This window comes from Actinomadura scrupuli, assembly GCF_050971785.1.
Classification (GTDB): Bacteria; Actinomycetota; Actinomycetes; order Streptosporangiales; family Streptosporangiaceae; genus Actinomadura_E; species Actinomadura_E scrupuli.
In genome coordinates this window covers 104215-116795 of record NZ_JBPCCU010000001.1, presented here as the reverse complement: position 1 = coordinate 116795, position 12581 = coordinate 104215, and the positions used below count along the sequence as shown (strand labels likewise).

At 70.2% G+C, this 12581-nt stretch carries 12 protein-coding genes; 2 read left to right on the top strand and 10 right to left on the bottom strand.

All coding sequences use genetic code 11. The annotated features are described in order from the left end of the window. Positions 1 to 76: 76 nt before the first annotated feature. The 8 genes from ACRYCC_RS00575 to ACRYCC_RS00540 form a co-directional block, all read right to left on the bottom strand. Complete coding sequence (locus ACRYCC_RS00575) at positions 77 to 715, bottom strand: bifunctional DNA primase/polymerase (protein WP_433809882.1); 639 nt, start codon at positions 713 to 715, stop codon at positions 77 to 79. Positions 716 to 1093: 378 nt separating this feature from the next. Then, complete coding sequence (hemB, locus tag ACRYCC_RS00570; protein WP_433807501.1) at positions 1094 to 2074, bottom strand: porphobilinogen synthase; 981 nt, start codon at positions 2072 to 2074, stop codon at positions 1094 to 1096. 76 nt (positions 2075 to 2150) lie between these two features. After that, on the bottom strand, positions 2151 to 3710 hold the full coding sequence (locus ACRYCC_RS00565) for a bifunctional uroporphyrinogen-III C-methyltransferase/uroporphyrinogen-III synthase (protein WP_433807499.1): 1560 nt from the start codon (positions 3708 to 3710) through the stop codon (positions 2151 to 2153). Continuing rightward, entirely contained in the window at positions 3694 to 4626 is a 933-nt protein-coding gene (hemC, locus tag ACRYCC_RS00560) for a hydroxymethylbilane synthase (protein ID WP_433807495.1), read from the bottom strand. The genes ACRYCC_RS00565 and hemC overlap by 17 nt, the downstream gene beginning before the upstream one ends. 31 nt (positions 4627 to 4657) lie before the next feature. After that, positions 4658 to 6010 (bottom strand): glutamyl-tRNA reductase, encoded by a 1353-nt coding sequence (locus ACRYCC_RS00555; RefSeq protein WP_433807493.1) that lies wholly within the window; start codon positions 6008 to 6010, stop codon positions 4658 to 4660. A gap of 19 nt (positions 6011 to 6029) precedes the next feature. Continuing rightward, a complete protein-coding gene (locus tag ACRYCC_RS00550; protein WP_433807491.1) occupies positions 6030 to 6731 on the bottom strand; it encodes a redox-sensing transcriptional repressor Rex in 702 nt (233 codons plus the stop codon). Between the two features lie 274 nt (positions 6732 to 7005). Next, complete coding sequence (locus tag ACRYCC_RS00545; RefSeq protein WP_433807490.1) at positions 7006 to 7239, bottom strand: glutaredoxin family protein; 234 nt, start codon at positions 7237 to 7239, stop codon at positions 7006 to 7008. Next, positions 7239 to 8444 carry a putative quinol monooxygenase gene (locus ACRYCC_RS00540; RefSeq protein ID WP_433807488.1) on the bottom strand — a complete coding sequence of 402 codons (1206 nt, stop codon included), beginning with the start codon at positions 8442 to 8444 and terminating at the stop codon, positions 7239 to 7241. Before ACRYCC_RS00540 ends, ACRYCC_RS00545 begins: the two co-directional genes overlap by 1 nt. A gap of 229 nt (positions 8445 to 8673) precedes the next feature. On the opposite strand from ACRYCC_RS00540, the gene ACRYCC_RS00535 reads away from it, so the two are divergent. Together ACRYCC_RS00535 and ACRYCC_RS00530 are read left to right on the top strand one after the other, a co-directional pair. Next, complete coding sequence (locus ACRYCC_RS00535) at positions 8674 to 9333, top strand: sigma-70 family RNA polymerase sigma factor (protein WP_433807486.1); 660 nt, start codon at positions 8674 to 8676, stop codon at positions 9331 to 9333. A gap of 364 nt (positions 9334 to 9697) precedes the next feature. After that, positions 9698 to 10573, top strand: a complete 876-nt coding sequence (locus tag ACRYCC_RS00530) for an HAD family hydrolase (RefSeq protein ID WP_433807484.1) — start codon at positions 9698 to 9700, stop codon at positions 10571 to 10573. Positions 10574 to 10621: 48 nt separating this feature from the next. Here ACRYCC_RS00530 and ACRYCC_RS00525 read toward each other — a convergent pair whose 3' ends face one another. Together ACRYCC_RS00525 and ACRYCC_RS00520 are read right to left on the bottom strand one after the other, a co-directional pair. Then, positions 10622 to 11551 (bottom strand): lysophospholipid acyltransferase family protein, encoded by a 930-nt coding sequence (locus ACRYCC_RS00525; RefSeq protein ID WP_433807482.1) that lies wholly within the window; start codon positions 11549 to 11551, stop codon positions 10622 to 10624. Then, positions 11548 to 12579, bottom strand: coding sequence for an NAD-dependent epimerase/dehydratase family protein (locus tag ACRYCC_RS00520; RefSeq protein ID WP_433807480.1), 1032 nt, complete (start codon positions 12577 to 12579; stop codon positions 11548 to 11550). The genes ACRYCC_RS00525 and ACRYCC_RS00520 overlap by 4 nt, the downstream gene beginning before the upstream one ends. Positions 12580 to 12581: the final 2 nt, after the last annotated feature.

Sequence of the window (12581 nt, the reverse complement as noted above, 5' to 3'; positions counted from 1 at the left end):
TCGCAGATCGCCCTGCCCCGCCTGCCCTGCCCTGCCCCGCTCGCCCTGGCCGATCGCCACGGGAGGCGTCAGAGGGTCAGAAGTCGTAGGTGTCGGCGAGGACTTCCAGCAGCCGCAGGGGGTCGGGCAGCGGGGAGCCGTCCGGCGGCCGGATCCAGCCGACCTCACGGCCGTAGGGAAGCACCGACGGCGGGGCGACCACGTAGCTCTCCCGGCAGTGCCAGCGCATCCCGGGGGTCTCGGCGATGTTCTCCGGGGAGCAGTCCAGATGGCAGGACCACCATTCGTCCTCGTCGTCGGGAGCGCCACGGGTGGCCACGAAGAACAAGTACCGGTCCGCGCCGAACGCGGCGACCGGACCACCCTGGCCGCCGTCCCGGACTATCCGGTCGAGCGCCAGCGCACCCACCTCGGCGGGTACGTCGATGACGTCGAAGACCCGGCCGGTCGGCAGGATGACGTTGGCGGCGGGGTCCTCCGCCCACCATCGGTTCACCACCTCGACGTCGGTGGTGGCCTGCATCGCCCACGCCGCCGAGACCGGGTGGGCGGCCGGATCCGGACAACCGAGCCGGTCACAGGAACACGCCCGGTCACCGTCCACGGTGGCCTGTGCGCCCCGGACACAGGCCCATCCCAGCCCGGCGTAGCCTCGCGCCGCCGTGGCCAAGCGATCGCGCGTGCGCTGTCGCCTGCTCCCTCCGACCGTCAGCATCATCGCTCCCCCTCGATTAGGCGGCCGACCAGCACCACGGGCCACCCTCTGCACTGGCGGTCGAGGCGGCACGGTCAGCTGAGAGCCGCAAGGCCCTTAGTAACCGATGATGACGGGCGCGGTCGACGGCCCACGCGCCAACCCCCGGAAAACGACCCCAAGTGACTAGACGCCCATGATCAACGTCACTAATTCACGGACCCCAGCCGCACCTGGACCGAGCCGCCGAGCTCAGCTCGGCAATGAACAGGCCAGGAACACGTGAGCAGGCGCGCGGCGTCTGGACTGAGGAGCGCGCGCAGCGAGGAACGAGCGAGCACGCGACGAAGGAAGGCGCCGCGTAAAGGCGCCTGCTCACCGCCGAGCGAAGCTCGGCAATCAAATACGCCGTGCGACCTCGGTGGCCCAGTAGGTGAGGACGATGTCGGCGCCGGCCCGGCGGATCGAGGTCAGCGACTCCATGATGATCCGGTCCCGGTCGACCCAGCCCTGTGCGGCAGCGGCCTCGACCATCGCGTACTCCCCGCTCACCTGGTAGGCGGCGACCGGCACGTCGACCGTGTCGCGCACCCGGCGGACGATGTCGAGGTAGGCGCCGGCCGGCTTGACCAACACCATGTCGGCTCCCTCGTCGAGGTCGAGCAGGACCTCGCGGAGCGACTCGTCGGCGTTGGCGGGGTCCTGCTGGTAGGCCGACCGGTCGCCGAACTGCGGGGCGCACTCCGCGGCCTCCCGGAACGGGCCGTAGAAGGCGGAGGCGTACTTGACGGAGTAGGCCAGGATGGCCACGTCCTCGTACCCTGCCTGGTCGAGAGCGGTCCGGATGGCGCGCACCTGACCGTCCATCATGCCGCTGGGCGCGACCACGTCGGCGCCCGCGGCGGCCTGGGCCACGGCGATCGAGGCGTAGCGCTCCAGGGTGGCGTCGTTGTCGACCTCACCGGACGGGGTGAGCAGGCCGCAGTGCCCGTGGTCGGTGTACTCGTCCAGGCACAGGTCGGCCATGATCACGGTGCTGTCGCCCAGCTCGGCCGTCAGGTCGCGGAGCGCCTTCTGGACGATGCCCTCGGGGTCGTCGGCGGCCGAGCCCCGGCCGTCCTTCTCCGCCGGGATGCCGAACAGGATGAGGCCGCCGACCCCGGCCTCGACGGCGTCGTGCGCGGCCTTGCGCAGCGTGTCGGGGGTGTGCTGGAAGACCCCGGGCATCGAGCCGACGGGCTGGGGCTCGCTGATGCCCTCCTTGACGAACATCGGCAGCACCAGGTCGGCCGGGCTGAGCCTGGTCTCGGCCACGAGCCGGCGCAGCGCGCTGTTGCGGCGCAGTCTCCGGGGTCGGACGATGGGGAACTCAGCACTCATGAACGGACCTCGTCATTCCCTCCGTGATCATGCACTCGATCGACGATCGATTACATGATCACGCTGGAGTGGTGTCTTATCTGCGTTTCTTGGCGCCGCGACGCATCTGGCTGGGCTTGCGCAGTGGCTCACCGGCGGCGATCTGAGCGTCCCTGCGCTTGGTACCGTACTCCGCCAGCGCTTCGGCCAGGGCCGATACCGAGGGCTTGTCGGCCATCACGTCGACGCGCAGCCCGTACTCCTCGGCGGTCTTGGCGGTCTGCGGGCCGATGACCGCGATCACCGTCACGTTGTGCGGCTTGCCCGCGATCCCGATGAGGTTGCGCACCGTGGAGGACGAGGTGAACAGCACCGCGTCGAATCCGCCGCCCTTGATGGCCACCCGGATCTCCTCGGGCGGCGGCGCGGCCCGTACGGTCCGGTAGGCGGTGACGTCGTCGCACTCCCAGCCCAGCTCGGTGAGCCCGGCGATCAGGGCGTCGGTGGCGATGTCGGCGCGCGGCAGCAGCACCCGGTTGATCGGGTCCAGATCCTCGTCGTAGGGCGGCCAGACCTCCAGCAGGCCCTCGCTGGACTGGTTCTCGCCGGGCACGAGGTCAGGCGTGACGCCGAAGTCCACCAGCGCGGCGGCGGTCTGCTCGCCGACCGCCGCGACCTTGAGGCCGGCGTAGGCCCGCGCGTCCAGGCCGTACTCCACGAACTTCTCGCGTACGGCCCGTACCGCGTTGGTGGAGGTGAACACCACCCATTCGTACCGGCCGGTGACCAGGCCCTTGATGGCGCGGTCCATCTGCTGCGGGGTGCGCGGCGGTTCGACGGAGATCGTGGGGACCTCCTCGGGCACCGCGCCGTACGACCTCAGCTGGTCGGAGAGGCTGACCGCCTGTTCCTTGGTGCGGGGCACCAGCACCCGCCAGCCGAACAGCGCCTTGGTCTCGAACCAGGAGAGCTGGTCGCGCCGGCCGACGACGTCCCCCACGATGATCATCGCGGGGCTCTCCATGCCCTTGGTCTCGGCGTAGAGCCGGTTGAGGGTGGTGACGACGGTCTCCTGCTCGGTGGTCGTGCCCAGGCTGGTCATCGCGACCGGGGTGGAGTCCCGGCGGCCGACCGCCATGAGGCCCTTGGCGACGTCGCTGACCGCGCCCTCGGCCCCGAGGATGACCAGGGTGGCGTCCTGCGAGGAGTAGTCCTCCCAGTCCACCCCGCCCGCGGCGGCGTCGATGACCCGTACCTCACGGGTCTTGCCGTCGGTCAGCGGGATCCCGGCGTACCCGGGCACGGCCGTCACGGCCGAGACGCCCGGGACCACTTCGAAGGGCAGGCCGGCCTTGGCGCAGGCGGCTGCCTCGGCCGCGATGTCGCCGGCGACCCCGGGATCCCCCGGCGAGAGCCGGACCACCGTCCGGCCCGCTCTGGCCGCCTTGGTGACCAGCTTGATCGGGTCCACGTCGGTGGAGTCGAGGATCTCGGTGCCGGGGCGGCAGTGCGTCAGGAACTCCGGGTCGCATCCCGTGCGGTCGAGGACGACCACGTCGGCCTGGGCGAGCTTGGTCACGGCGCGCAGGGTCAGCAGGCCGGGATCGCCCGGTCCGATGCCGACGAACGAAACGAGAGGACTACTCACGGGGTTCAAGGTGCGTGCTCCCCATCAACTGGTCGGCCCCCTCGGCGAGAAGCCGGTCCGCGAGTTCGCGTCCCACCTTCTCGGCCTCCTGCGGGTGGCCGCTTGCGGACAGCCTTACCTGACGTGCGCCGTCGTATCCGATGACGGCGGCGGTCAGATGCAGCTTCTTCTCAATCTCAAGATCATTAACTGTGGCGTAGGCACCGACCGGGGCCGAGCAGCCCGCCTCGAGCGCGGCCAGGACCGTGCGCTCGGCGGTGACGACGGCCCGGGTCGTGGCGTCGTCCAGCGCCCCGAGCAGCTCCACCAGATCGGCCCGGTCCGCCCGGCACTCGAGCGCGAGCGCCCCCTGGCCGGGGGCGGGCAGCATCTGGTCCGGCTCGAAGACCTCCGCGACGGCCTCCAGCCGCCCGATCCGACCCAGTCCCGCGTAGGCCAGGACGACCGCGTCCAGTTCGCCGTCCGAGACCTTGCGGAGCCTGGTGTCGGCGTTGCCGCGGATCGGTACGACATCCAGATCCGGGCGAAGCGCCCGCAACTGGGCCATCCGGCGCGGCGAGCCCGTGCCGATGCGCGCCCCCCTCCGCAGATCGGCCAGCTTCGCGGGACCGCACAGCGCGTCTCGTGGATCATCACGTACCGGCACCGCGGCGAGCGCGATACCGGGAGCGGGCGTGGTCGGCAGATCCTTCAGCGAGTGCACGGCGAAGTCGATCTCACCGGAGGCGAGCCGGTCCCGGAGCCCGTTGACGAAGACCCCGGTGCCGCCGATCTGTGCGAGCAGTGCCTTTGATACATCACCCTCGGTCGTTACCCCAACCAAGTTTACGACATGCCCAGTAACCTGCGTGAACATGTCAGCGACCCGTTGAGATTGGCTGGTCGCCATCAGGCTCTTACGGGTCCCGAGCCGCAGTGCGCTCATCGGTCACTCGCCTTCGGCTCGCCCAGTGGAATCACGATTCGGTTCCTTTGAGGTCGGCTTCGAGGTCGGCTTCGAGGTCGGCGCGGGCCACGGCCTCGGGCCCCTTCGGATCGAGGTCGAACAGTTCGCGCAGGGCGGTGGCGTAGGTGTCACCGCCCGGGGCGGCGGCCAGTTCCTTGACCCGCACGGTCGGCGCGTGCAGGAGCTTGTCCACGACCCGGCGTACGGTCTGGGCGACCTCCCCGCGGACCTTGTCCTCGAGTTCCTGATCGCCGAGCCCGGGCAGCCGGCCGGTCAGCCGGGCCAGCTCCGCCTCGACGACCTCGGCGGCCTTGCTGCGCAACGCCACCACGGTCGGCGCTACGGCGGCGGCACGGGCGGCACCCAGGAACCCGGCGACCTCCTCGGCCACGATCCGGCGGACCGCCTCGACCGCGTCGGTACCGACCGCCCGGGTGGCCTGCTGGGCGACACGAAGATCATCAAGCCCGGCCAGCGCCACTCCGGGCAGCACCCGGACGGCCCGGTCGACGTCGTGCGGCAGGGCGAGGTCCAGCAGGAAGACCGGGGCGTCGGCCGACGCCCGGTCGGCCAGCATGTCCGCGGTGATCACCACTCCGGCCGCGCCGATGCAGGAGATCACCAGGTCGGTCTCGCAGAGCGCGTCGCCGAGCTCGGCCAGGTCGATCGCGCGGGCCGGCATCTGGAGGCTCTTGGCCAGCCGGGACCCGCGGGCGAAGGTGCGGTTGGCGATGACGATCTCGGCCACGCCCGCCCGGTCGAGGGTGGCGGCGGCCAGCCCGCTCATGGAGCCCGCGCCGACCACCAGCGCGCGCTTGCCGGTCAGCGGCCCGAGATGCCCGGCGGCGATCTCGAGCCCGACGCTGACCAGCGAGGCACCGGCCTGGTCGATGCCGGTGTCGGTGTGCGCCCGCTTGCCCACCCGCAGGGCCCGCTGGACGACCTCGTTGACGTCACGCCCGACGCTGCCCTGCTCCTGGGCCAGCCGCAGCGCCTGCCGCACCTGCCCGAGGATCTGCCCCTCGCCGACGACCATCGACTCGAGCCCGCACGTGACGGCGAAGATGTGCTGGACCGCGCGGTCCTCGTAGTGGACGTACAGGTGCTCGCAGAGTTCGTCGAGGGGGACTCCGGAGTGGCGGGCCAGCAGCTCCGACACCGAGGAGACGCCGCCGTGGAACTTGTCGACCGCGGCGTAGATCTCGACCCGGTTGCAGGTCGACACGATCATCGCCTCCGCGATGTGCGCCGACTCGTGCACCTCGTGCAGCAGCTTGACCAGGTCGTCCCCGGCCACCACGGCGCGCTCCAGCATCGCGACCGGGGCACTCCGGTGACTCAGCCCCACGACCAGCAGGCTCATGTGGTGCCACCCCACTCGCTCACAGCTCGACCGCCTCGATGTAATCGCGTTCTGTGGGCCCCCCGGCCTTGCGCTGCTCATGGAACGCGAGGATCTGCAGCTCGATGGAGAGATCGACCTTACGCACGTCCACACCCTCTGGTACGGATAGTACGACCGGGGCGAAATTGAGCACACTCGTCACACCCGCCGCCACCACCCGGTCGCACAGCTCCTGAGCCGCCCCCGCCGGTGTCGCGATCACGGCGATGGAGACCCCGCGCTCCTCGATGATGGATTCCAGCTTGTCGACGTGCTCCACGAGCATGCCGCCCAGGTGCTGGCCGACCGTCGCCTCGTCCGCGTCCAGCAGCCCTGCCACCCGGAAGCCACGGGAGGCGAATCCCCCGTAGCCGGCCAGGGCGCGGCCCAGGTTGCCGACCCCGATGATGGCCACCACCCAGTCCTGGGTGAGGCCCAGCTCCCGGGAGATCTGGTAGAGGAGGTACTCCACCTCGTAGCCCACGCCGCGGGTGCCGTACGACCCGAGGTGGGACAGGTCCTTGCGCAGCTTGGCGGAGTTGACCCCGGCCGCGGCGGCGAGCTCCTCCGACGACACCGTGTCGATGCCCCGCTCCGCAAGGCTGTTGAGCGCCCGCAGGTAGACCGGCAGCCGGGCCACAGTGGCCTCGGGAATGCCGCGGTCGGCGCGGTCACGGGGGCGCATCTCTCGTCGGGTCACGGGCCTGCTCTTCGGGGGCTCTGGTGTGGGCCGAGGGCTGAACTTTCCATGCTGAACAACCAGGTTATGCCTTTGTGAATGTATGCACAAAGTGACCTCACGAGCACGGACCGGGGCCGTCAGGAGCCCTGCACCCGCGTATCCCCAGGTCAGAGGGGTTATAACGTCCTTAAGCGACACCAGGTGTCAGCGCAACCCGAACGACTGGGATGTGACTTAGGAGACATTCACCATTTTACCTGTGGTTCACGAAAGCCAGGTACGGGGGCCGCTCTCAGCGGGCCGCCAGCGCGGCCCGCAGCCGCTTCTCGTCCACCCGCCAGAAGTCGTGCTGCACCCCGTCGACGAGGGTCACCGGGATCTGCTCCCAGTAGAGCCGGGTGTCCTCCTCGGAACGGGTGATGTCGCGTTCTTCCCACGGCTCGCCCACCTCCGCCGCGACCCGTGCGATCACCTCCCGCGCGTCGTCGCACAGATGGCAGCCCGGCTTGCTCAGCAATGTGATCATCAGCGGCCCATCAGCGAGGGCAGCGGCAGCACCTTGGCGTCCTTGAGCTTGATCTCGATGACGTTGGTGGCCAGCACGTGGGCGCGGCTGTCGCCGAGGAAGCGCAGGACGTACGACTGCCGCTGGTGGTCCTGGAAGGCGGCCTGGTCGCGGAAGAGCTGATAGAAGATCCGTTGCGTCGAGCCGCCGACCACCTCGTGGCAGGTGTAGATGATCAGGTCGGGCTCGGTGTCCCGGGCCGCGCGCACGGCCTCGCGCGCCAGCCGGTCGAAGGCGCTCTCCCGCCCCTCCAGCAAGGTGAACACGGTGATCTGGCCGTACATCTCCGGCGCGGTGGACGCCGGGCCCGGCGGGGCCGGCATCGACATGGAGGCCGCCGGCGGGGCCGCGGGCGGCGCGGACAGCGGGACCGCGGCCGGGACGGGTGCCGGAGGATAGGCGGCGGGCGGCTGAGCCGGCCGGGGGCTCGGGCCGGGCTGCGCCGTGAGGCCCTGGTCGTAACCGGTGTGCGGCTCCTCGTAGAGATCGTCGTCCGCGGCGTCGGCGGCGTAGGGCGCGGTCCGGATGCCGCCGAAGGCGACCAGGCCCGCGGCGGCGCCCAGCACCAGGGGCGTCAGGGGCCCCGGCAGGTAGCCGCCGGCCCCGGTGACGATGAGCACCCCGGCCAGCGCGACCAGCGCGATCGGCATCAGGTTGTCGTAGGCCTCGCGTTGGTTGTTGCGGACCTGGAGCGCGCACACCGCGGCACAGACCACCAGCACGATCACCACGACCACATGGGCGGTGTTGAGCAGCGAGGAGGGCAGCACGTTGTAGTGGTCCTTGGCCTTCGGCAGGCTCTTGCCGAAGGTGCCCTTCACCGGATCCAGCAGCAGGACGACCACGGCGACGATCGAGTACGAGATCGCCCCCAGCCACGCCGCGAAGCGGACCTGGACGAACTGCGCGATCAGCACGATGACGCCGACGGCCAGCCAGACCGGCGCCAGCAGCGCTCCGCCGATCTCCACCGCCCGGAACAGCGTCGCCCCGAAGCCGGACACGAAACCGGCCGCCATGGCGGCCAGCGCGACGGTCAGCGCGAACGCGGTCACGGACCAGGCGACCAGATGCGGGCGCCGCTCGTTGTAGGTGCGCAGGGCCAGCAACCCGGTGGACACCAGTCCGCCCAGGGTCGCCAGCAGCGCTATCAGGAATCCGGCCATCGGCCACCATGGTGCCCGATGGACGGCGTACATGCGTAACCGGCCATCCCACACCCTCCCCCAGGCAATGCGCACCCCACCCCTTGTTCCCCAAATCAGGCATCGCCGGAAGTACCAGGGCAACACCATTGCCACCGTACTCACCGGTATCTACCATGGCCTTCCGAGTCGGAGGTCGCGCCCATCCCCCCTGTGGGCGCCCCCGAGGATGTCGCCCCGAGGAGACTGCATGCGCAGCGTGACCCTCGACACCCCCCGTCAACAGCCCGTCTCGCCCGAGACGGGCTCGTACGAGACGGGCTCGCTCAAGACGGGCTCGCTCGAGACGGGGCGCAGCGGCGACACGATCAAGAACCTGGTCCTGTGCGCGACGGCGGGCGACGCCGAGGCCTTCGGCCTGCTGTACGACCACTACGTCGAGCTGGTGTACCGGTACGTCTACTATCGGGTCGGCTCACATGCGCTGGCCGAGGATCTGGCCAGCGACACGTTCCTGCGCGCGCTGCGGCGCATCGGCGACTACAGCTGGCAGGGCAAGGACTTCGGCGCGTGGCTCATCACGATCGCCCGCAACCTGATCGCCGACCACTTCAAGTCCAGCCGCTACCGGTTGGAGATCTCCACTCCCGAGCTGCTCGACGGCGACCGGCAGCAGGAGAGCCCGGAGCGTACGGTGCTGGACTCGATGACCAATCGGATGCTGTTCACGGCGATCCGGAGGCTCGGCTCTGAACAGCAGGAATGTGTGGTTCTGCGCTTTCTGCACGGTCTTTCCGTCGCGGAAACGGCACTGGTGATGGGCAAGAAATCCGGCGCCATCAAGGCATTGCAGTATCGCGCCGTGCGGTCACTCGCGCGAATGCTGCCCAGTGACCTGGCCACCACCTGAGCCGTAACCACCTGCCACCTTCAATCGTTTTCAACTCGGGGTGGGATGGGCACATGAGAACAGGTCAGAGCAAGTCAGCGGCACGAGCCAGGCTGCTGGCGGCGCTACGCGCGGAGTCACGACGGCCACCGCGGCCCGACCCGGTCTTCCGCGCCGCGTTGCGGCAACGGCTCACCAGCACCGCAAGGTCCGCCCCATCGGCCCGATGATCTCGGAGCCCGGTGCCGCCTGCGCGCGGCACGGCGACCGTACGGTGCGACCGGACGACTCTGGTCAGGGCACATCAAGGTGAGTACGGTCGCAATTCGGGGCGTGTCCCCGAGGCAGGGACGGAGCGGGGACCTGAGATGAATAGGGTCGATGTATGCGGCGACTGTGGCAAAGGCGTGACGAGGGTGACCCGGTGAGCGCCGGAGAGGCCGCAGCGGCGGCGGCGGAGCGAGATTCGATACTTCCCACACCCGATCCGTCCGCGGCCGCGTTCTTCGATGTCGACAACACCATGATGCGCGGCGCATCGATCTATTACTTCGCCCGCGGACTGGCCTCCCGCAAGCTGTTCACCATGCGTGACCTGGCCATGTTCGCCTGGGGGCAGGCGGCCTTCCGCATCCGGGGCACCGAGAACGCCGACCACATCGGCACCGCCAAGGAGGCCGCGCTGGCCTTCGTGGCCGGCCAGAAGGTCACCGACCTCGTCAAGCTCTGCGAGGAGATCTACGACGACGTGCTGGCGGACCGGATCTGGACCGGCACCCGCGCGCTCGCCCTGCAGCACCTGGACGCCGGCCAGCAGGTCTGGCTGGTGACCGCGACCCCGGTGGAGCTGGCCAGGGTCATCGCCCACCGGCTGGGCCTCACCGGCGCGCTCGGCACGGTGGCCGAGACCGTCGACGGCGTCTACACCGGCCGGCTGGTCGGCAACCTGCTGCACGGCCCGGCGAAGTCCGAGGCCGTACGCGCGCTCGCGGCCCGGGAGGGGCTCGACCTGGCGCGCTGCTTCGCCTACAGCGACTCCTCCAACGACCTGCCGATGCTGACGACCGTGGGCAACCCGCACGCGGTCAACCCCGACGCCGATCTGCGCGACCACGCCAGGGAGCACGCCTGGCCCGTCCACGACTTCCGTACCGGCCGTAAGGTCACCATGATCGCGCTGCCCGCCGCGGCGGGCGCGGGTGCCCTGGCGGGCGGCGTCGCCGCCGGAGTGGCCCTGCGCAGGCACTACCGGAGCCAGTAGGGCATCCGTACGACCCGGTCGGGGTGCGGCCGGGGGTCGGCGGACCCGTCAGAAGAAGGCCGGGCCCCGCCGCAGCAGCGTGTCGTAGAGCATCTGCTGGATGGTCTCGCGCACCTGGTCGGTCAGGTTGAAGACCGTCATCGGATCGTCCGCGGCGCCCTCGTCGACGTCCGCCATCACGACCGGCTCACCGAACTGGATGATCCACTTCGACGGCAGCGGGATCAGCCCCAGCAGGCCGAACAGCGGGAACGTGGGCGTCACCGGGAAGTACGGGACCCCGAACAGCCGGGCCAGCGGAGCCAGATCGGCGATCTTGGGATAGATCTCCTCGGCCCCGACGATGGCGCACGGGATGATGGGCACGTCGGCCCGCAGCGCCGTGGCCACGAAACCGCCCCGGCCGAACCGCTGCAGCTTGTAGCGCTCGCTGAAGGGCTTGCCGACGCCCTTGAAGCCCTCGGGGAAGACCCCCACCAGCTCGCCCTTGCCCAGCAGCCGGGCCGCGTCGGCCTGGCAGGCCAGGGTGTGGCCGCTCTTGCGGGACAGATGGCCGAGCATCGGCACCTGGTAGACGAGATCGGCACCGAGCAGCCGCAGGTTGCGGTGGACGTGGTCGTGCACGCCGACCTGCAGCATCACGCCGTCGATCGGCACCGTCCCGGAGTGGTTGGCGACGATCAGGGCTCCGCCCTCGGCCGGGATGTGCTCCAGGCCCCGCACCTCCACCCGGAACCAGCGCTCGTAGACGGCCCGGGCCAGCGGCATGAGCAGGGTCTCGTTGAACTCGGGGTCGAAGCCGAACTCGTCGACCTCGTACTCGCCGGCCAGCCGGCGGCGCAGGAATCTCAGCCCGGACGCGATCTTGCGTTCGATCATCGGGCGCTCGGGCCGGGTGTCGTGCTGGCCCGCGTTCAGCGGGATGACCTGTGCGTCCTCGCCGTGAACGCCACTGTGCAGATCACGCACGTTGATCACCGGTGGCCTCCAGAGGGACCGCTCAAGGGTCCGGTCAGTCGATCGAACAGGTCCAGCGGCAGGTTGTGGCCCAGCCCCTGCGAGTGCAGGAAGTCGGTGAACGCCGCCTCCGAGGAGTACTTCGGCCGCCAGCTCAGCTCGGTCGCCAGCCGGGCCGGGTCGATGACCCGGCCATAGGTCAGCCAGCGCAGCAGCTCGGGCGAGAACCCCGAGAGCCCGACCACGCGCTTGCCGAAGTCGCCCAGCGCGCTCATGGCGGGCGCGGGCAGCGGGAGGCTGGGCCGGCCGGCCCGCCGGATGGCCTGGGACAGCAGCAGCACCCCGTCCCCGGCCACGTTGAACGTGCCGGGGTGGTCCTCGAGCGTCATCCGCCGGAGCACCTCGACGCCGTCGTCCTCGTGCACGAACTGCAACCGCGGATCGAAGCCCAGCACGGTCGGGATGACGAGCATGCGGAGATACCGGGTCAGCGGTGAGTCCACCCCCGGCCCGAGGAAGTTCGCGAACCGCAGCAACGACACCTGGAGATCCGACCGGCGCCGCCGCAGGCCCCGCACATAGCCCTCGACCTCGACCGCGTCCTTGGCGTACCCCGAGGACGGCGCCTCGACCGGCTCCTCGTCCTCGGTGAAGACCGCGGGATCGCGCGGCGAGGAGCCGTAGACGGCAGCCGACGACCGCACCACGAGCTTGCGCATGTCCGGCGACCGCTGGCACGCGGCCAGCAGTTGCATGGTGCCGATGACGTTGAGCTCCTTCATCGACGACCGCGGACCGGCCGGAGCCGTCACCAGGTTGAGGTGGACGACCGTGTCCACCCCGGCCGAGGCGATGACCTTGGCGATGCTCGGGGTGCGTATGTCGACCCGCACGAACTCCGTGCGGCCGAGTGACGTCGTAGGTGGGACCGTGTCCACGCCGATGACCCGCTCAATGCCCGGCTCGGCCTGGAGACTGTTGGCGACCCGCGCCCCCAGGAAGCGGGAGACTCCGGTGACCAGGACGACACGGGCCGCAGCGGAGGGCATAG